This window comes from Sphaerisporangium rubeum, assembly GCF_014207705.1.
Lineage (GTDB): Bacteria > Actinomycetota > Actinomycetes > Streptosporangiales > Streptosporangiaceae > Sphaerisporangium > Sphaerisporangium rubeum.
In genome coordinates, this window is record NZ_JACHIU010000001.1 from 4,462,536 (window position 1) to 4,481,809 (window position 19,274).

Below are 19,274 nucleotides of genomic sequence, written 5' to 3' on the forward strand. Positions count from 1 at the left end.
ACGTTCTCCTAACTGCGCCGATCACAGCGTTTAACCGGAACGAGTCCGTTTTTGGTCACATATTGCCGCAGTTCAGTGCTTGTACTGATCTAGGCGGGGGCTGGCATCGCATCTAGACTCCCTCACGTGCCGGGTGCCTTTGGAGAGGGCCACCCGGCGCAATGTCGCCCGACGGGGAGGGCGGGGTCTCTTCCCGTGCCCGTCGACGGGTGACGACTCCTCCATGCCCTGAGGCGGCGAGTCCGAGCGGCTCTCCAGGAGGTGTCGTGCCTAGCAAGTCCCTGCCCGCTTTTTTAACCCGAACGCGCCGCGTCGCGGCGGTGGGTGTGAGCCTCGCGGTCGTCGGCGTCATGAGCCCGGCCGTACCGGCGAGCGCGGACCCCACCCCGGGGCCCGCGACCGCCTCGACCAGCAAGTGGAAGGCGACCCCGCTCAGCGTGGCCGACGTCGTCCAGGGGGCCAAGTCCCCGAGCGGCAAGCTGGCCAAGAGCGACACGGCGCTGTTCAAGGCCACCTCGACCGACCCGGTGAACGTCGTGGTCAAGCTCGACTACGACTCCCTCGCCGGGTACAAGGGCGGCGTGGACGGCCTGGACGCCACAAGTCCCCAGGCCACCGGTAAGAGCCTGGACCTCAAGAGCACGGCCGCCAAGGAGTACACCAAGTACATCGAAGGCGTCGAGAACAAGTTCGTCGGCGAACTCGGCAAGAAGGTCCCCGGCGCGCGGGTCGGCCAGAAGCTCCGCACGGTCTTCGGCGGCATCGCGCTGCGGCTGCCGGCCAACAAGGCCGTGGAGCTGCTGAAGCTCCCCGGGGTGGCCGCGGTCCAGGAGGACAAGCTCCAGAAGCCGCTGACCGACTCCAGCGGCGACTTCATCGGCGCGCCGACGATCTACAGCAAGCTCGGCGGCAAGGCCGGCTCCGGCAAGGGTGTGATCTTCGGCAGCCTGGACTCCGGTGCCTGGCCCGAGCACCCGTCGTACGCCGACCCCGGCAACCTGCCGGCCGTGCCTCCCACCAAGGACGGCACGCCACGTGCCTGCAACTTCGGTGACAACCCGCTGACCCCGGCCTCCGACGTCTTCGTCTGCAACCGCAAGCTCATCGGCGGCGCGGCGTTCATCGACACCTACAACGCCGTGTTCGGCGGTGAGGTGTACCCCGACAGCGCGCGTGACTCCAACGGTCACGGCACGCACACCTCGACCACCGCGGCCGGCGGCCCGGTGGCCGACGCCAATCCGCTCGGCATCAGCCGAGGCCCCATCGCCGGCATCGCACCCGCCGCCATGGTGTCGATCTACAAGGTCTGCGGCGCCGAGGGCTGCTTCCCGTCGGACTCCGCGGCGGCCGTCGCGCGGGCCATCCTCGACGGCGTCCGGGTGATCAACTTCTCGATCTCCGGTGGCAGCGACCCCTACAGCGACCCGGTGGAGCTGGCGTTCCTCGACGCCTACGCCGCCGGTGTGTTCGTCGCCGCCTCGGCCGGCAACGCCGGTCCCGGCGCGGCGACCACCGACCACCACAGCCCGTGGGTGACCACCGTCGCCGCCTCCACCCAGAGCCGGACGTTCCGCTCCACGGTCACGCTCACCGGCACCGGCGGCGCCACCGCCACCGTGTCCGGCGCCTCCGTCACCGCGGGTGTCCCGTCGGCGCTGCCGATCGTCTCGGCCGCGGCGCCGCCGTACAACGACGCGCTGTGCCTCACCCCGGCGCCGCCGGGACTGTTCACCGGCAAGATCGTCGCCTGTCAGCGTGGCCCGAACCGCGTGCTGAAGGGCTTCTCGGTCAGGCAGGGCGGCGCGGCCGGCATGATCCTGTACAACTCCACACCGCTCGACGTGATGACCGACAACCACTGGCTGCCGACGGTGCACATCGACCAGCCGGACAGCACCACCCTGCTGAACTTCCTCGCCGCCAACCCCGGCGCCAAGGCGCAGTTCGCGCAGGGGGCCAAGACGACGTGGCAGGGTGACGTCATCACGTCGTTCTCCTCGCGCGGCCCCGCCGGAGACTTCCTCAAGCCGGACGTCACCGCACCGGGCCTGCACATCCTGGCCGGTCACACGCCGACCCCCGAGTCCCCGCTCGAAGGCCCTCCGGGGAACCTCTACCAGGTGATCGCGGGTACCTCGATGTCCGCGCCGCACGTGGCAGGCGCCGCGGCCCTGCTGTTCGCCCTGCACCCGGACTGGACGCCGGGCCAGGTCAAGTCGGCGCTGGAGACGACCGCCAAGAACACCGGCGTCAAGAAGGAGGACCGGGTCACCCCGGCCGACCCCTTCGACCACGGCGGCGGCCGCATCGACCTGACCAAGGCCGGCGACCCCGGCCTGACGCTGGACGAGACCGCGGCCAAGTACGCGGCCTCGGCAACCGACCCGCTGAACCGCATCGACCTGAACGTGCCGTCGGTGAACGCGCCGGTCATGCCGGGCATCATCACCGCCAAGCGCAAGGTCAAGAACGTCACCGACAAGACGCTCGCCTACACCGCCACCGGCAAGGCGCCGAGCGGGGCCAACATCACGGTGCTGCCGCCGCTGTTCTCGGTGAAGCCCGGCAAGACGGCCGACCTCACCGTGGTGATCACCGCACCCGACCTCCCCGAGGGACAGTACTTCGGTCAGGTCGACCTCAAGCAGGTCGGCGGCAGCCGCGACCTGCACCTGCCGGTCGCGTTCTTCCGCAAGGAAGGCGCGGTGCCGATCGACCAGACCTGCGCGCCGTCCACCATCGCGAAGAACACCGGTGAGTCGACCTGCACCGTGAGCGTGCAGAACACCACGCTGAACAACACCAAGGTGACCGCGCTGTCCACCCTGGACAGCAAGCTGCGTCTCAACAGCGTCACCGGCGCCACCAAGGTCGGCACGCAGATCGCGACCGTCACCGCCGACCTCGCGGGCCGCCAGCCCGACAAGCCGGCGATCGCACCCGGTACCGGTCCGGCCGGCTACCTGCCGCTCGACGCGTTCGGCATCACGCCGGTGGCCGTCGGGGACGAGCAGGCGCTCAACTACAACGTCCCCGGCTACGTCTACGCGGGCCAGACGTACACCAGGATCGGCATCACCTCCAACGGCTACTCGGTCGCCGGAGGGACGACGAGCTCGGCCGACGTCGACTACGTCCCGCAGACCCTGCCGGACCCGACGCCGCCGAACAACACGCTCGCGCCGTACTGGACCGACCTGAACGGCACCGGCGCACCCGGCATCTACGTGGCGACGCTGACCGACGGCGTCGACACGTGGCTCGTCATCGAGTGGCGCCTGTACCTATGGGGCACCACCAGCCTGAAGGTGTTCCAGCAGTGGATCGGCGTCAACGGCGCCGAGGACATCACCTACAGCTACGACCCGGGCAACCTCCCCGGCGACCCCGGCGCGGCCTACGGCCTCACCGTCGGCGCCGAGAACAACGAAGGCACGGCCGGCGCGCAGATCAGCGGCCCGCCGGTCACCGACTACCGCGTCACCAGCATTCCCGGCGCACCCGGCGGCACCCTCACCTACACCATGAAGGTGAAGGGAGTCTCCTCCGGCGTCGGCTCCATCACCACCGCCACGTCCACCGACCAGGTGAAGGGCATCACCTTGGAAGTGGACAAGATCACCGTCCAGTGAGCCGCGTCCCGGGCCGGTGACCCACCGGCCCGGGACACGCACGAGAAACGGGTCCCGCGGATCGTCTCCGCGGGACCCGTTCTCATGTCGGGGCCCCCGTCACGGCATGGCCCGCGTGGGTCAGGCGGCGGCGGTGAACCACGACTGGTTGAGTCCGCCGTTCGAGGGCCACCCGATGACCGCCGAGCCCTGGCCGCCGCCACCGCTGACGTCCATGACCAGGCCGGTCGCCGGGTTCACGATGGCGGAGGGAACGAACGGCAGCGGGCTCAGCCCCGTGCTCCAGAGCTGGTTGGGCCTGTTGTGGCAGTTCCACTGGACGAGCTGGTCGCCGGCCACGCCGCTGGTCTGGATGCACTTGTTGCTGTGCTTGTTCCTGATCATGTAGAGGTTCGTGCCGACCGGCTCGAACGTCCAGACCTGGTTGTCCCCCGACAACGGCCAGACGATGATCGGCGCGCCGTCCCCCGTGGAGCCCTGCTGGACGTCCATGAAGATGAACCGGTTGGACGACGGGAGGAGCCGGACGGTGAACGATCCCGCCGCCGCCTGGGCCTGGCCACCGGTGCCGGCCAGCAGCCCCGCGACCACCAGCGCTCCGACCGCCATGACCTTCTTGAACACGCGCATTTCGCTTTCCCCCTTTTGGAAGTTTCCCGGTTGTACCGGTTGGCGAAATGAACGGTATTGACTAAGGCGGCCGGCGCACTTCCAGCGGCAGCCCTATTTAAGGGGTTTGTCATGACTTAGCGCTGTACACCCCTGTCCTTAGGTGTCAAGGTGACGGCATGCACGCGACGATGGTCAGCCCCGTCTTCGTGGGGCGGCAAGAGGAGCTGGCTGCCCTGGCCGAGGCGGTCGCCGAAGCCCGTACCGGAACCCCGCGTTTCGCGCTCGTCGGCGGGGAGGCGGGGGTCGGCAAGACCCGCCTCGTCGAGGAGGCCGCACGGGCCGCTTCGCGGTCGGGGATACGCGTCCTCACCGGTCACTGCGTGGAACTCGGACCTGAGGGGTTGCCGTTCGCTCCGGTGGCGGAGGCCTTGCGGACGCTCACCCGGTCCGCCTCCCCCGAGGAACTCGACGCCTGGCTCGGCCCGGCCCGAGGGCCGCTGTCCCCGCTGCTGCCTCTGGAGCGCGGCCGTGAGACCGACGGCGTAGGCGCGGCGCAGTTCCCCGAGCTGGTGCTGGGCCTGATCGAGCGGCTCGCCGCGGACCGGCCGCTGATGCTGGTGCTGGAGGACCTGCACTGGGCCGACCGGTCCACCCTCGGCCTGGTCGCCTACCTGGTGCGGGCCGTACGGGACGTACCCGTCGTGCTGGCCGGCACGTACCGGTCCGACGAGGTCCACCGCACCCACCCGCTGCGGCCCCTGCTCAGCGGGTGGGAACGCATGCGGCAGGTGCGCCGCCTGGAACTCGGACGGTTCCGGCGCGAGGAGGTCGCGGTGCTGGTGGAGGCCATCCTCGGCCGGCCCGCCGAGACCGGCGTGGTGGACCTGGTACTGGACCGCTCCGAAGGCAACGCGTTCCTGGTGGAGGAGATGGTCGGCGTCGTCCTGGACGGCGGCGCGATGTCCCCTTCGCTGCGCGACCTGCTGCTGGTCCGCGTCGAGGCACGATCCCCGGAGGCACGGCGGCTGCTGCGCGCGGTGTCGGTGGCCGGACGGCAGGTGCGTGAACGGCTCCTCGCCGCGGTCGCGGACCTGGAGCGGCCCGCGTTGTTCGAGGCGCTGCGTGAACTGGTCGACAGCCACCTGCTGGTGGTCGACGCGCACGGCCAGGGGTACGAGTTCCGGCACGCGCTCGCCAGGGACGCCGTCTACCACGACATGCTCCCCGGTGAGCGCGCCGCGTGGCACACGGCGTACGCGCGTGCGCTGTCGGCCGATCCCGGGCTCGCCGCCGATCCGTCCGGAGTGCCGGCGGCGCTTGCGCACCACTGGTTCGCGGCCCTGGACCTGCCGGCGGCGCTTCCGGCGCTGCTCGCCGCCGCCGAGGCGTCGGCGTACGCGCCGGCCGAGCAGCTCACCCACCTGGAACGCGCGCTTGAGGTGTGGCCGCGTGTGCCGGACGCCGCCGCACTGACCGGCACCGACCTGATCGAGGTGCTGGCGTCCGCCGCCGACGCCGCATTGCGTGCCGGATCCATGGAACGGTCGAGCTGCCTGCTCGAACAGGCGCTCACCGAACTCGGGGAGCACGGCTCGGCACCTCGGCGCGCTCTGCTCATGGAACGCCGCTCCCGTGCTTTGTGCGAACTCGGACGGCCCGAAGAAGGCATCGCGCTGCTGCGGTCCGCTCTCGCGCTGCTCCCACCGGAACCTCCCGGGTACGCGCACGCGGTGCTGCTGACGTCCCTGGCCCGTGCGCACCTCAGCGAAGCGGAGTCCGGCCACGCCGCGGAATTCGCCGAACGGGCCGTGGCCGTCGCCGCCGCGGTGGACGCGCACGTCGAGCACGCCGAATCGCTCATCACGCTCGGCTGCGCGCAGGCGGCGCTCGGGGACACCGAACCCGGCATGCGGACCATGGACGAAGGACGGCGGCTGGCCGAGCGCATCGGCGCCGTGGAGATCACGATGCGCGCGTGGAACAACCACAGCGACCTGCTTGAGACACTGGGCCTGCACGAGGAGGCGATGGACAGCGCCGGCGCGGGCCTCGAACTGGCCCGGCGGACCGGTCACATCCGTCACGTCGGCATGTACCTCGCGGGGAACCTGGTGGAGCCGATGGTGCGCCTCGGACGCTGGGACGAGGCCGCGCAGACCATCGCGCAGGCGCTGCGGTGCGAACCCGAGGGCCTGTTCGCGGCGACCTTGCTTGAGCAGTCCGCGCAGCTCGCCGTCCTGTCAGGACGGCACGAGGAGGCCACCCGGATCGCCGGACGCGCGCTGAACCTCGCGATCGGCTCCCGCGACCAGCAGTTCCTGCAGCCGCTGGCGTTCACCCTCGCCGAGGCACGCCGCCTGACCGGCGACCTGGACGGCGCGCTCGCCACGGTCATGGACGCGCTCGCCACCGGCAACGCGTTGTGCCTCGGACGCTACTCCTGGCCGCTCGCCTGGCTCGGCACCCGCGTCGCCGCCGACCGCGCGCTCCTCGCACGGGACCGCCGCTCCCCCGAACCCACGCCGGCCGACCCCCTGGCCGCCGTCACCGCCACCCTCCCCATCGTCACCACCCCGGCACGCGGCTACGCCTTGCTCACCAAGGCCGAACGCACCCGTCTCACCGCCACCCCGGCCCCTGGACGGCGGCCCGCCGTCACCGCGTGGCAGGCCGCCGCCACCGCCTGGCGCGGCGCGGGTGAGCCGTACCTGCTCGCGTACTGCCTGTTCCGGCTCGCCGAGACCCTGTGCGCCGCCGGCGACCGGCGTACCGCCGCGGAAGCGGCCCGTGAGGCGTCAGAACTGGCCACCGGCCTCGGCGCCGCCCCTCTGGCGGCCGACATCGGCGCGTTGACCCGCCGTGCGCGCCTGAGCCTCACCCCGGACCCACCGGTCGCCGAACCGCCACCTGAGGACCCGCTGGAGCCGTTCGCGCTCACCGACCGGGAACGCGAGGTGATCGTGCTGCTCGCCGACGGACGCTCCAACGCGCAGATCGCCACGTCGCTGTTCATCAGCCCGAAGACCGTGAGCGTGCACGTCTCCAACATCCTCGCCAAGCTCGGCGTCACCGGCCGCGTCGAGGCGGCCGCCATGCTCCACCGCCTCTCGGGCCACCACTTGTGACGACACCCCGCTCAGCTCCCCTCCCCCTCGGCGGCGGACGACGGCGACGGCACGCCGGGGTCCGCCGTGGTGACTCCTGGGTCCGGTGTGTCACTGACGGACGGATCCGGCGTGGGAGTGTCAGAAGGCGAGTCCGTGGGGGTTGGCGTGCCGGTCGGGGTGTCCGTAGGGATGTCGGTGGGAGACGGGGACCAGGAGGGCTGCCGGCCGCAGTCGTCGCCGGGGACGGTGGCGGGGTCGGTGACCGGCGGCTCCACAGGTGGTGTGATCTCCGGAGGCAGGGAGGACTCCAGGACCGTCGGAAGGTCTGAGGGAGTGGGGACGGTCGGCGGGAGACATGGGGGAGGCAGGGTCGGGAGGGTGGCCGGCTCCTTGAGCGGAGGTCGTGAGGGTGCGGGGACCGCCACGCATTTCTGGGGGACGACGGTGCCTGCCTTCGTGATGCGCAGGGACTGGAGTCTGGTGTCGAGGGTGCCGGTCTGCAGGGAGCCGCCGAAGAAGCCGTAGGCCAAGGCGTACTCGCGGTCGTCGCCGGTCAGCGCGTACACGGCGCGCACGGTCGTGCCGGACTTCTCCGTGCGGCGCCACAGGGCCGCCGACGCCGACGTCAGGAAGATGCCGGCGCTGTGCGCCACCGGGGGGAACGGGCTGAGCAGCAGTTCCGGCCACGCGTCCTCCAGCCACGCGACGTTCCGGCCACCGCGCAGGTCCAGGATGCGTGTCGTCTGCGTCAGCGTGTCCCCGGCGCGGATCTCGGTGACCACGGTGAGCTGGCGCGGCGCCATGTCCGCGCCGAACCGCAGCGTGTACGACACGGTGAACGTGCCTTCCCACCCCGCCGTGAGACCGAGCAACGCGGGGCCGTCGCCGCTCGTGCCGGTCGTCACCGTCCCCCGCCACGCGCGTGCCACCGCGACCCCGCCGCCGGGGTACACGGTCAGCTCCGCCGCCGTGCTCGCCTCCCCCGACACGCGTACCCCGGCCAGCACCCCCGCACCGATCTCCGCCGACCCGGCCACGCTCGTGCCGAGCTCCACCGTCATCCGGTTCCACCCCGCCGGCGGCCAGGTCCGTTCCAGCACGGCGCGCATGGCCTCCTCGTCCTCGCTCTCGTAGACGAACGCCACCCGCGCGCCGCCGGTGACGGACGACTCCACCCCCCGGGTGACCGCCAGGCCCGCCTGGCCCACCATCCGGGGTAACCGCACCCCGACCTGCGCACCCGCGTACACCCCGCCACCGAGGCCGTACGCCAGCGCCGCCGCGTACCGCGACCCGCCTCCCGCCGGGTTCCTCAGCATCGCGAACCCGCCGGCCCTGGAGACCGCCGCCGTCACCACCTCCGCCTTGACGCCGACGGCGGCACTGTCCACCTTGTTGCTCACCTGGCACCGGTAGGCCAGGGCCTCCGGCTCCCCCTGCTCGCACTCCGCGGGAGCGGCCATCAGCACCAACGCGGCCAGCACCCGCCACACGACCCGTCGATTCACCCGTCCATGGTGTGTCCGGCGGCCGGGCCCCGCATGAGTACCGGGGTACTCAACTCCCCGCCGGTTCCTCCGGCAAGAGGGGTGGTGCGTGAGAGGTGATCCTCGTACGGTGCGTTGGAGTGATCATCTGGATTCCTGGAGGGACATCATGATCGACCTGGAGCCGGCGGCGCGGGAGATCAAAGGGCTGCTCGACGGTGTGGGTACGACGCGGATGGCGGACGGCACGCCGTGCCCGGAGTACTCGGTCGGTGCGTTGCTCGACCATCTGACGAGCCTGGCGCTGGCGTTCACCTGGGCCGCGCGCAAGACGCCGCCGCAGGAGCGTGCCGGGGACGTGTCGCCGCCGGGTGGCGCGACGGCCGAGCATCTCGACCCGCGCTGGCGGGAGGTGCTGCCGGAACGGCTGGACGCGCTGGTGGAGGCCTGGCGGGACCCGGAGGCGTGGAAGGGCACGACGTCGATCGCCGGGTTGACGATGCCGGCGGAGCAGGTCGGCGTGGTGGTGCTCGACGAGTTGGTGCTGCACGGCTGGGACCTGGCGCGGGCCACGGGGCAGCCGTACGACTGCGACCCGGCGAGCGCCGAGGTGGTGCTGGCCTTCGCGGGAGCCACCGCGCAGCCGGGACAGGAGGCGGCACGCGAAGGCCTCTTCGGGCCGGTGGTCGCGGTGCCGGCGGACGCGCCGGTCTTCGAGCGCGCACTCGGCCTCGCGGGCCGCGACCCCGCCTGGCGGCCCTGACGGCACACCGTGCGGACAAGGGACGCGGCGCCAGGAGGGCCGTGCCTCACCGGTCTTCGTGCGGCCTGCGGGGACGGTCCTCCTGCACGGCGGTGACGCCGGGGAGGCGGGACAGGCCGTGACGTGCGGAGGGGGACGGCACCACCACGACGACGCGGGACGGCGGGAGCTCGCGGACGAACACCGCGCCGGGGACGTCCGCGAGGCGCGTGCGGAAGTCCGCGACCGGGACGGAGAGCGTCACGATGTACGACGCCTTCATCCCGGGGGCTCCTGCGGCATCGGGTGGGCTCAGCCGTGGATGTAGTCGACCAGGTGGGCCCGTTCGGCCTCCAGTTCGGCGATGGCGCTCTTGACGACGTCGCCGATGCTGACGATGCCGGCCAGGCGGCCTTCGTCGACGACGGGGACGTGGCGGATGCGGTGGTCGGTCATGGTGCGGCGCAGGTCGTCGACGTTGGCGTCGGGACCGCAGGTGCGGACCGAATCGGTCATGATCGCCGAAACGGGATCACCGAGGACGGACGGGCCGCTCTGGTGCAGGTGACGGACGACGTCGCGTTCCGACACGATGCCGGCGATGGATTCGCCGTCATCGGAGACCACCACGGCGCCGATGTTGCGTTCGGAGAGCAAGGCGAGAAGATCTGTCACGGTGGCCTGCGGGGACACGGTCACGACCGTGCCTCCTTTGTGCCGCAGGATCGCGTTGATGAGCATTGGCATCACCTCGTACGCGGTGTGCGGGACCGGAAAGGGTAACTCCTGACTTCCCCACCCATCGCCATCGTTAAGCCTGTGAAGCGATAAAGCGCTCAACCGAAACACAGGTGAGGTAATCACCGCGTCAGGACGTGCCGTCCGCCTCGGCGATGCGCCGCCGTGCCGCGTGCCCGGGGGTGGGGTCGAGGAACACGTGGCTCACCTCGGGCCACTTGCCGGTGATCGCGCGTTCCACCCGGTCGGCGGCCTCCTCCAGCCGGTCCCCGGTGTACTGGTGGTGGAAGTCGACCTTGGCCGCGACCAGGATGTCGTTCGGGCCGAGCATCATGGTGAGCAGTTCCACGGTCTCGACGACCTCGGGCCGCGCGTCCAGTTCGGCGCCGATCGCGTCACGCAGCATCACCGGCGCGGCCTGGCCGATGAGCAGGGACGCGTTGGCCCTGATGAGGGACAGCGCGACGCCGAGCAGGAGCAGGCCGATCAGCACGGACGCGGCGCCGTCGAAGACGGCGGAGCCGGTGAGCTGGTACCCCAGCAGTCCACCGGCCGCGACGAGGATGCCGGCGAGCGCGGCGGCGTCCTCGAACAGCACGGCCTTGACCGCGGTGTCGGCGGTGAAGCCGACGTAGTCGCGGGGGCTGATGCGCCACCGGCGTGCCTCGCCGCGTATCTGGTGGACGGCACGCAGGAACGACACGGCCTCCAGGACGAACGCGACGGCGAGCACGACGTAGGAGACGCGCAGGTCGCCGAGCTCCTCGCCGTACAGGATGGTCTGCACCCCGTGGGTGATCGAGAACCCGGCGCCGACCACCAGCGTCGCCCCCGCGGCCATGAGGGCCCAGAAGAACGCCGATTTGCCGTGGCCGAAGGGGTGGGACTCGTCGGCGGGACGCGCGCCGCGCCGTACCGCGACGACGAGCAGCAGTTCGGTGACGGTGTCGGCGAAGGAGTGCGCGGCCTCGGACAGCATCGCCGCCGAGCCGCTGATGAGGCCCGCGACGACCTTGGCCACGGCGATCGCGAGGTTGACGCCGGCGGCGACGACCACGGTGAGCAGGCTCTCGGAGCCGTTCGGTTCCTGCTCGTCCCCCTGCTTGGCAGTCATTCGCGGACCCCTTCCCCGCCACCGCGGCCTCTACCGATCAACGATCGAGGAACCGTGAAAATCTTTCACTTGCGGCTGACGGCTTGTCCGGCCGGGGAGTTCACAGGGGATCCGCCGGTCAGGACACGCCGTGCAAGATATAGATTCACCTCCATGAGCACGGCGGAACCCGACGACCACGACCCCAACTGGCTGACCGCCGGGGAGCAGCACGCCTGGCGCATGCACCTCGCCGCGCACAAGCTTCTCGAACACCGGCTCGACCGTGATCTCCAAGCGTTCGGGTTGTCGCTGAACGACTACGAGATCCTCGTCAACCTCTCCGAGAGCCCGCTGCACCGCATGCGAATGAGCGACCTCGCCGACGCCACCATCCAGTCGCGCAGCAGGCTGTCGCACCAGATCGCACGCATGGAGGCCGCGTCGCTCGTCACCCGCGAGAGCTGTCCCGACGACCGGCGCGGCACCTTCGCGGTGCTGACCGAGCACGGCTGGGACACCATCCAGCGGGTGGCACCCATGCACGTCGCCAACGTCCGGTACCACTTCATCGACCGCCTCACCCCCGAGCTGGTCAAGGCGCTGGACGTCGCCTACACCCCGGTCGTCGCTCACCTGACGCGGCTCCGGGCCGAGGAACGCGCCTGAGCGGGAGCGGCATGAACCTGAACTACTACGCCACCCTCATCGCGGTGGCCGACGACTGCCCCGTCGAGCGCGCCGAGGTGCCGGCGCCGCGCGGCGGCAAGCCGACGGTCGCCACCGTGCAGTACGCGATGCTGACCGGCGGCCCCGGCGAGCTGACGCAGGAGGACGTGCTGTTCGAGACGTGGCTGCGACGGCAGGACCCCCCGGCTGACGCCGCCGACGTCCCCGCCCTGCGGGACGCGTTCTTCTCACGGTCGCAGGCGTGCCTGCGCGCCTCGCCGCTGCCGAAGCGTCACGGCTTCGGGCTGCTGTTCGACGACGAGGGCCGAGTACGGCTGTGCCCCATGGAGTCGGACGAGTACCGGCGGATCGTCTCCGGTGACGTCCCCGGCGTCACGGTCCTGAAGGCCATGCGCACCCGGCGCGCGTGAGCCTGTTTCACCGAACCGATACCGGCGAACGGCCCTGCGTGCCGACGACGATGGCTAGCATCCGGGCTGTGCACACGTCGCTCCCGGGGGCCCCTGCCTCCGTCCGTCCCCTCCGCCGCCTCACCGTGGCGCTCGGCTGGCTGCTCGCCACACTGATGACCGTCGCGGCCTGCACCTCGGCGGCACCCGAGCGGCCCGCCGCCACGCCGGCGCTCCCGGACGGCGGGGACCTGCTGCGCACGTCGGCGCAGGCGATGGCCGCGGTCAAGAGCGTCGGCTTCACCATCGAGACCGAAGGCAAACCGCCGGTGCCGGTGCAGCACGCCGAGGGTTCGCTGACCAAGGAGGCCGACGCTCAGGGCACCATCCGCATGAACGTCTTCGGCACCTTGCAGGAGATGGAGTTCGTGCTGATCGGCGACAAGGTGCACTTCAAGGGCCCCACCGGCGGCTACCAGACCATGACCCGCGAGCAGCTCGCCGCACTGTACGACCCGTCGGCGATCCTCAACCCCGACAAGGGTGTCTCCCACCTGCTGAGCACCGCCGGCACCCCGAAGACCGAAGCCGAGGAGGACGTCGACGGCATCCCCGCCTACCGCGTCGCGGCCCAGCTCTCCCAGCCCGTCGTGGCGGCCCTCATCCCCGGCGTGGACCAGGCCGTGAACGCGAAACTCTGGGTGGACACGGCCACATCCCGCCTGCTGAAAGCGAGCCTCCCCCTCGGCGACGGCCCCACCGCGGGCACCGTGACCGTCCTGTTCACCGACTACGACAAGCCCATCAAGATCACCGCCCCGGCGTCCTGACCCCATGACCACTCCCGACCCACCCCAGCCCGCCACCCCCGGCCCCAGGCCCCCCTCCGCGACCACGGCCGGGTCCAGACGACCGAACCAGACCGGCGCGGGACCTTCCCCACCCTCCGCGACCGCCGCCGGGTCCACACGACTCGACCGGACCGGCGCGGAGCCTCCCCCGCCGTCCGAGGCCACGGTGGAGTCCCGTCTGCGCTCCGCGACCACGGTCGAGGCTCGCCGGCCCGCACGCACCAGGGCCGCGCGGCGGGTGGCGCTCGGCGCCGGGGGTGCCGTGGTGCTGCTGGCCTCGCTGGACGCGTACGTCGTCGTCACCGTGCTGGTGGACATCGCCAGGGACGCCGGGGTGCCGCTCAACCGGCTGGAACGGGTCACCCCCGTGGTCACCGGATTCCTGCTCGGATACGTCGCCGCGATGCCGCTGCTCGGCCAGCTGTCCGACCGGTACGGCCGGCGGCCCCTCATCCAGGCCTGCCTCGCCGGCTTCGCCGCCGGCTCGGCACTGACCGCCGTCGCCGCGTCCGTCCCCGCGCTGACCGCCGGACGCGCGCTCCAAGGCATCGCCGGCGGCGCGTTGCTCCCCATCACGATGGCCGTCATCGGCGACCTGTGGGACGAGCACACTCGCCCCCTGGCCCTCGGAGCCGTAGGCGCCGCACAGGAACTCGGCAGCGTCCTCGGCCCTCTCTACGGCGCCGCCCTGGCCGGAGCCATCGGCTGGCGCGGCATCTTCTGGGTCAACCTCCCCCTCACCCTCGCCGCCGCCGTCGCCGTCCACCGAGCAGTCCCACCCCCCACACCACAGCACTCTCCCACCGCGCGGAAACAGGTCGATGTCGTCGGCGGGATATTGCTGGCCGTGGCGCTCGGTGCGCTGGTGGCCGGACTGTACAACCCCGAACCGGACAAGGCGGTGCTGCCGCCGTGGGGACCGGCCGCCATCGCGGGAGGCCTGGTGGCCGCCGTCGCGTTCGTGGTGTGGGAGACCCGGGCCAGGACCCGTCTGCTGGATCTGACAGGGGTGCGCCGGGGCCCGTTCTTCGCGGCGCTCGGCACGAGCCTGCTGGCCGGGGCCGCGCTGCTGGTCACGCTGATCGACATGCAACTTGTGGCACAGACACTGCTCGGCGCCGACGCCACCGGCGGAGCAATGGTCCTCGCCAGGTTCCTCGTGGCCCTGACGGTGGCGGCCTTCCTCGGCGGCCCGCTGGCACGGCACTTCGGCGAACGACTCACCGCCGTCACCGGCCTCGCCGTGGCCGCCCTCGGCTACCTCCAGATCTCCCGCTGGCCCCTGGACCCGGCCGCCGCCGTATACCTCGCCGGCGTCCCCAGGGTGGACGCCGACCTCGTGATCGCCGGCCTCGGCCTGGGCCTGGTGATCGCCCCCCTCTCCTCAGCCGTCCTGCGCACCACCCCAGCCGACCGCCACGGCATCGCCTCGGCCTCCGTCGTCGTGGCCCGCATGATGGGAATGCTCCTCGGCGTCGCCACCCTGTCCGCATGGGGCTTCCACCGCTTCCAGTCCCTCACCGCCGACCTGGACACCCCACTCCCGTTCGGCGTCGAACCAGCCGAGTACGCGCGCCGCCTCGCCACCTACACCACCAAGGTCACCGAAGCCCTCCACACCGAATACACCGAGATCTTCCTCCTGACCGCCGTCCTGTGCGCACTGGCGTCCCTGCTGGCCCTAGGCCTCCCCCGCCGCGCACGCTGACCCGACCGCCGCCGTCGTTCACACCGAGGCGGAACCAAGCACACTCCGGCACCGCCTCCACCGGTCGGCCGCCGTAAACGGCGCCGGATTCGCCGTACCACTTCTCACCGCCGCGGCGCCGGAGACCCCGAACCAGACCCGCGGAAATCCAGACCGGGCCTGACTGGAAACCCAAGCCAGACCGGCGGAAATCCAACCGCGACCAAGGCCGACATCATGCCGAGCCACCAGATCCAACTCCGACCGAGACCGACCTCATGCCGAGCCACCGGAAATCCAACTCCGACCGAGACCGACATCGTGCCGAGCCGCGCCGGAAATCCAAGCCGGGTCGGCGGAAGCCGGCTCCGGTCGACGTGGACGTCCAGGACGCGAGGCTCGTCGCGCAATGGTGGCGGAGATGGTGTCAGTCGTCGCGAGTGGGGGGTGGCGTTACTCGGCCGGTGACCGGAGGGGTCACTTGCGCTTGGTGGCGCCTCGCTTTTCTCGGATGCGCATGGTGACCTCGATGGGGGAGCCGGCGAAGCCGAATTCCTCTCTGAGGCGGCGTTCCAGGAAGCGGCGGTAGGTCTCCTCCAGGAAGCCTGAGGTGAACAGGAGGAACTTGGGGGGTTCCGTGGTGGGTTGGGTGGCGAAGAGGATCTTGGGTTGTTTGCCGCTGCGGACCGGTGGAGGGGTGGCGGCCAGGAGTTCCGTGAAGAAGGCGTTGAGGCGGGCTGTGGGGACTCGGGTGCTCCAGGAGTCCAGGGCTCGTTCGATGGCGGGGACGAGGCGGTCGACGTGGCGGCCGGTCTTGGCGGAGATGTTGACGCGCAGGGCCCAGGGGACGCGGACGAGCTGGCGGTCGATCTCTTTTTCCAGGTAGTAGCGGCGGTCCTCGTCGACCAGGTCCCACTTGTTGAACGCGACGACCATGGCGCGGCCGGAGTCGATGACCATGCTGATGATGCGCAGGTCCTGCTCGGTGAGGACCTCGGACGCGTCGATCAGGACGACGGCGACCTCGGAACGGTCGAGTGCGGCCTTGGTGCGGACGCCGGCGTAGAAGTCGGCGCCTTTGAGCTCGCGCTCGCGGCGGCGGATGCCGGCGGTGTCGACGAAACGCCAGGTCTTGCCGCCGAGCTCGATCAGCTCGTCCACCGGGTCGCGTGTGGTGCCGGCCACGGGGTCGACCAGGACGCGTTCCTCGCCGGCCAGCTTGTTGAGCAGGGACGACTTGCCGACGTTGGGCTTGCCGACCAGTGCGACACGGCGAGGGCCGCGTTCGGTGCCGAAACGCTGCGGCGGGGCCTCGGGCATGGCGTCGAGCAGCAGGTCGAGCAGGTCACCGCTGGAACGGCCGTGCAGGGCCGACACCGGGTGGGGCTCGCCGAGGCCGAGGGACCACAACGACGCGGCCTCCAGCTCCATGCGCTGGTCGTCGACCTTGTTGGCGGCCAGCACGATCGGCTTGCCGGCGCGGCGCAGCACGCCGGCCACGGCCTCGTCGGCGTCCGTCACCCCGACGGTGGCGTCCACGACGAACAGGATCACGTCGGCCAGCTCGACCGCCACCTGGGCCTGCTCGGCGATGCGCAGCGCCATGCCGGTCGCGTCGGGGTCCCAGCCGCCGGTGTCGACCAGCGTGAAACGCCGGCCCCGCCACAGGCCCTCGTAGGTGACCCGGTCGCGGGTGACACCCGGCACGTCCTCGACGACCGCCTCACGGCGGCCGATGATGCGGTTGACCAGGGTGGACTTGCCGACGTTGGGCCGGCCGACGACGGCCACGACCGGCAGCGGGCCGGTGTCGGGCTCCTCGGGCCGGCCGTCGCCGTCCTGCTCGAACTCGGCCAGGTGGTCGGCGATCCAGCCTTCCTCGCCGGCGTACTCCTCGGTCACGTCACGTCCGTTCTTTCACAAGTCTCAGCACCTCGGCGATGACCTCGTCGAGGGTCAGCTCCGTGGTGTCCAGCTCCACCGCGTCGGCGGCCATGACCAGAGGGTCGGCCTTGCGCGTCGAGTCAAGCGTGTCCCTGCGGGCCATGGCTTCGCGCTGCGCCTCCACCGTGGTGCCGCTCAGCTCCGCCGTGCGGCGCCGCGCGCGGGCCTCCGGGCTGGCCGTCAGGTAGACCTTGACCGGTGCGTCAGGGGCCACCACAGTGCCGATGTCGCGGCCCTCGACCACGATGTCACCGGAACCGATGAGGGCCCGCTGCTCGGCCACCAGCCGCGCACGCACCTCGGGGACGGCGCTCACCGCGGACACCGCCCCGGTGACCTCCGCCGTGCGGATGGCCGCGGTGACGTCGGTGCCGTCCACGGTGACCGACGGCGTCTCGGGGCTGGTCGCGATGGACAGCACCGGGGCCCCCGCTCGCGCGGCGAGTGCCGCGGGGTCGGTGAGATCGGCGCCGTGGTGGAGCATCCACCAGGTGATCGCGCGGTACATCGCCCCGGTGTCGAGGTAGCGAAGCCCGAGAGCGCGCGCGACCCCGCGCGACGCACTCGACTTGCCCGACCCCGAAGGGCCGTCCATGGCGATGACCAGTGCGGTCACGGCGTCTCCCCCACTCGCGTCCCGATTGAGTTGTCCGCAACAGAGGGTACCGGGAATCCGGGCCGGGCCGGGCATCGAGCGCGGCGGCCGGGGTCCCTGGGGTTGTGCCGGCCGTGAGTCCACAGCGCGTCGGTGCAGGCCTACGGGACGTGCCGGCCGTGGGCCGGAACACGCCGGTGAGAGCCCGCACGGCGGACGGAGTTCCCTAAGGGACGTGCCAGCCGTGGGCCCGGAGCGCGTCGGCGAGGGCCTGAGCGGACTCGGGCTGGACCGACAGCTCCACCGCGCCGAGAGGTAGCCCGGGGGTGTGCTCAAGGCGGACGTCCTCGATGTTGACGCCGGCGTCCTTGGCCACCTGGAACAGGCGGGCCAGCTCACCCGGCCGGTCCCCCACCAGGGCCAGCACGACGACGTACGAGCTCTGCGGTCCGCCGTGCTTGCCGGGGATGCGGCCCCGGCCGGCGACGCCGCGTCTGAGCAGCTCGGTGACCGGCGAGATGGCCCCGTCGTCGTCACCGGCCACGGCGCGCAACGCGCTCGCCGCGGCGGCCAGATCGTCGGCGACGGCCTGCAGGACGTCGGCGACGGGCCGTGCGTTGCCGGTGAGGATCATGCTCCAGAGGCCGGGGTCTCCCCCGGCGACGCGGGTCACGTCCCGCACACCGGGGCCGGCGAGACCGAGCGCGGCCTCCGACGCGCCGGCGAGGCGCGCGGCCACGGCGGACGCGGCGACGTGCGGACCGTGCGACACCAGCGCGACCGCCTCGTCGTGCTCCTCGGGGCCGATGAGCACCGGGTTGGCCGCGCAGATCTCGATGAGCCGCAGCACCGTGCGCACGGCGTCATCATCGGTCGCCTGGACGGGGCAGTAGGCCCAGGGACGGCCGAGGAACAGGTCGGCGCGTGCCGCGACCGGCCCGGAACGCTCCCGGCCGGCCATCGGGTGCCCCGGGACGTACGTGCCGAGGTCGCAACCGAGCTGGACCGCCTGAGCCAGCGGCAGCGACTTGACGCTGGCCACGTCGGTGTAGAACCGGGCCGCGTCGATCTTCTGCAGGTCGAGGAGCCACTGCGCGACGTACTGCGGCGGCACGGCGATCACCGCGAGGTCCACCGGCTCGTCGTCGCGAGCCCACTCACGGCCCGCGCCGAGCTCACGGGCCAGGCGCACCGAACCGGCGTCCTGGTCGGCGAGCTTCACCGTCACGCCGTGCTCGCGCAGGGCGAGCGCGACGGACGTGCCGATCAGCCCGGTGCCGACCACGAGCACACTGCCGAGGCGTGCCTGCTCGCCGGCGGGCCCGGGACCGGCGGTCACTGGGCTATGTCCACGCGCAGGGCCACGGCCCCGCGGAGGTAGACGTGCTGGATCTCCTCACGCGGCCGGTCGACCTCGACGTGGGCCATGAGGCGCACCACACGAGGCAGCGCGCCAGGCACGTCGATCTCGCTGGCGCAGATCAGCGGGACGTCGTTGAACCCCAGCTTGCGCGCGGCGAGCGCGGGGAACTCCGCGGTGAGGTCAGGCGTGGAGGTGAAGAACACGCTGATCACGTCGTCGGTGGTCAGACGGTTGCGCTCCATCACCTCCGTGACCAGCTCGGCCACCCCAAGGAGGATGGCGTCCCGGTCATTGGAGTCGATCTGAGTCGCGCCCCGGATCGCCCGAACCATGTCGTTCCC

At 71.6% G+C, this 19,274-nt stretch carries 16 protein-coding genes; 7 read left to right on the forward strand and 9 right to left on the reverse strand.

Annotation, left to right across the window (positions count from 1 at the left end; genetic code table 11):
• Window positions 1-326: 326 nt before the first annotated feature.
• A complete protein-coding gene (locus BJ992_RS19145) occupies window positions 327-3,635 on the forward strand; it encodes a S8 family serine peptidase (protein WP_343072748.1) in 3,309 nt (1,102 codons plus the stop codon).
• 120 nt (window positions 3,636-3,755) lie between these two features.
• On the opposite strand, the gene BJ992_RS19150 is transcribed toward BJ992_RS19145, so the two are convergent.
• On the reverse strand, window positions 3,756-4,265 hold the full coding sequence (locus BJ992_RS19150; RefSeq protein ID WP_184982907.1) for an RICIN domain-containing protein: 510 nt from the start codon (window positions 4,263-4,265) through the stop codon (window positions 3,756-3,758).
• Between the two features lie 158 nt (window positions 4,266-4,423).
• Between BJ992_RS19150 and BJ992_RS33855 the strand changes: the two genes are divergently transcribed.
• The gene (locus BJ992_RS33855; protein WP_184982909.1) at window positions 4,424-7,372 is read left to right on the forward strand and encodes a helix-turn-helix transcriptional regulator; all 2,949 of its coding nucleotides are present in this window, start codon (window positions 4,424-4,426) and stop codon (window positions 7,370-7,372) included.
• 11 nt (window positions 7,373-7,383) lie between these two features.
• On the opposite strand, the gene BJ992_RS19160 is transcribed toward BJ992_RS33855, so the two are convergent.
• Window positions 7,384-8,862: a hypothetical protein gene (locus BJ992_RS19160; protein WP_184982911.1), complete on the reverse strand. Its 1,479-nt coding sequence runs from the start codon at window positions 8,860-8,862 to the stop codon at window positions 7,384-7,386.
• A 148-nt stretch (window positions 8,863-9,010) separates the two neighbouring features.
• Here BJ992_RS19160 and BJ992_RS19165 point away from each other — a divergent pair, with 148 nt between their 5' ends.
• Window positions 9,011-9,604, forward strand: a complete 594-nt coding sequence (locus BJ992_RS19165) for a TIGR03086 family metal-binding protein (protein ID WP_184982913.1) — start codon at window positions 9,011-9,013, stop codon at window positions 9,602-9,604.
• A 46-nt stretch (window positions 9,605-9,650) separates the two neighbouring features.
• Here the strand turns inward: BJ992_RS19165 and BJ992_RS19170 are convergent, their stop codons facing one another.
• The 3 genes from BJ992_RS19170 to BJ992_RS19180 form a co-directional block, all read right to left on the reverse strand.
• Window positions 9,651-9,866 carry a hypothetical protein gene (locus BJ992_RS19170; RefSeq protein WP_184982915.1) on the reverse strand — a complete coding sequence of 72 codons (216 nt, stop codon included), beginning with the start codon at window positions 9,864-9,866 and terminating at the stop codon, window positions 9,651-9,653.
• Window positions 9,867-9,895: 29 nt separating this feature from the next.
• Window positions 9,896-10,324 (reverse strand): CBS domain-containing protein, encoded by a 429-nt coding sequence (locus BJ992_RS19175; RefSeq protein ID WP_184982917.1) that lies wholly within the window; start codon window positions 10,322-10,324, stop codon window positions 9,896-9,898.
• Between the two features lie 127 nt (window positions 10,325-10,451).
• Window positions 10,452-11,435 (reverse strand): cation diffusion facilitator family transporter, encoded by a 984-nt coding sequence (locus BJ992_RS19180; protein WP_184982920.1) that lies wholly within the window; start codon window positions 11,433-11,435, stop codon window positions 10,452-10,454.
• Between the two features lie 153 nt (window positions 11,436-11,588).
• On the opposite strand from BJ992_RS19180, the gene BJ992_RS19185 reads away from it, so the two are divergent.
• From BJ992_RS19185 to BJ992_RS19200, 4 genes are all read left to right on the forward strand, one after another.
• Entirely contained in the window at window positions 11,589-12,083 is a 495-nt protein-coding gene (locus tag BJ992_RS19185) for a MarR family winged helix-turn-helix transcriptional regulator (RefSeq protein ID WP_184982922.1), read from the forward strand.
• An 11-nt stretch (window positions 12,084-12,094) separates the two neighbouring features.
• Window positions 12,095-12,514: a DUF6157 family protein gene (locus BJ992_RS19190; protein ID WP_184982924.1), complete on the forward strand. Its 420-nt coding sequence runs from the start codon at window positions 12,095-12,097 to the stop codon at window positions 12,512-12,514.
• 68 nt (window positions 12,515-12,582) lie between these two features.
• Complete coding sequence (locus BJ992_RS19195) at window positions 12,583-13,323, forward strand: LppX_LprAFG lipoprotein (protein ID WP_343072749.1); 741 nt, start codon at window positions 12,583-12,585, stop codon at window positions 13,321-13,323.
• Between the two features lie 4 nt (window positions 13,324-13,327).
• Window positions 13,328-15,052: an MFS transporter gene (locus BJ992_RS19200; protein WP_184982934.1), complete on the forward strand. Its 1,725-nt coding sequence runs from the start codon at window positions 13,328-13,330 to the stop codon at window positions 15,050-15,052.
• Window positions 15,053-15,508: 456 nt separating this feature from the next.
• Here the strand turns inward: BJ992_RS19200 and der are convergent, their stop codons facing one another.
• The 4 genes from der to aroH all read right to left on the reverse strand — a co-directional run bounded on the left by der (window position 15,509) and on the right by aroH (window position 19,265).
• The gene (gene der / locus BJ992_RS19205) at window positions 15,509-16,888 is read right to left on the reverse strand and encodes a ribosome biogenesis GTPase Der (RefSeq protein ID WP_221475569.1); all 1,380 of its coding nucleotides are present in this window, start codon (window positions 16,886-16,888) and stop codon (window positions 15,509-15,511) included.
• A gap of 46 nt (window positions 16,889-16,934) precedes the next feature.
• Complete coding sequence (gene cmk, locus BJ992_RS19210; RefSeq protein WP_343072750.1) at window positions 16,935-17,591, reverse strand: (d)CMP kinase; 657 nt, start codon at window positions 17,589-17,591, stop codon at window positions 16,935-16,937.
• A 205-nt stretch (window positions 17,592-17,796) separates the two neighbouring features.
• Window positions 17,797-18,909, reverse strand: coding sequence for a prephenate dehydrogenase (locus BJ992_RS19215; protein WP_184982938.1), 1,113 nt, complete (start codon window positions 18,907-18,909; stop codon window positions 17,797-17,799).
• Window positions 18,906-19,265, reverse strand: coding sequence for a chorismate mutase (gene aroH / locus BJ992_RS19220; RefSeq protein WP_184982940.1), 360 nt, complete (start codon window positions 19,263-19,265; stop codon window positions 18,906-18,908). Before aroH ends, BJ992_RS19215 begins: the two co-directional genes overlap by 4 nt.
• Window positions 19,266-19,274: the final 9 nt, after the last annotated feature.

Excerpts from the sequence above, each read along its gene's own strand:
- BJ992_RS19175 (WP_184982917.1), bottom strand. The coding sequence starts at position 10,324 with ATGCTCATCAACGCGATCCTGCGGCACAAAGGAGGCACGGTCGTGACC.
- BJ992_RS19165 (WP_184982913.1), top strand. The coding sequence starts at position 9,011 with ATGATCGACCTGGAGCCGGCGGCGCGGGAGATCAAAGGGCTGCTCGAC.
- BJ992_RS19185 (WP_184982922.1), top strand. The coding sequence starts at position 11,589 with ATGAGCACGGCGGAACCCGACGACCACGACCCCAACTGGCTGACCGCC.
- BJ992_RS19150 (WP_184982907.1), bottom strand. The coding sequence starts at position 4,265 with ATGCGCGTGTTCAAGAAGGTCATGGCGGTCGGAGCGCTGGTGGTCGCG.
- aroH (WP_184982940.1), bottom strand. The coding sequence starts at position 19,265 with ATGGTTCGGGCGATCCGGGGCGCGACTCAGATCGACTCCAATGACCGG.
- BJ992_RS19200 (WP_184982934.1), top strand. The coding sequence starts at position 13,328 with ATGACCACTCCCGACCCACCCCAGCCCGCCACCCCCGGCCCCAGGCCC.
- BJ992_RS19190 (WP_184982924.1), top strand. The coding sequence starts at position 12,095 with ATGAACCTGAACTACTACGCCACCCTCATCGCGGTGGCCGACGACTGC.
- BJ992_RS33855 (WP_184982909.1), top strand. The coding sequence starts at position 4,424 with ATGCACGCGACGATGGTCAGCCCCGTCTTCGTGGGGCGGCAAGAGGAG.
- BJ992_RS19180 (WP_184982920.1), bottom strand. The coding sequence starts at position 11,435 with ATGACTGCCAAGCAGGGGGACGAGCAGGAACCGAACGGCTCCGAGAGC.
- BJ992_RS19170 (WP_184982915.1), bottom strand. The coding sequence starts at position 9,866 with ATGAAGGCGTCGTACATCGTGACGCTCTCCGTCCCGGTCGCGGACTTC.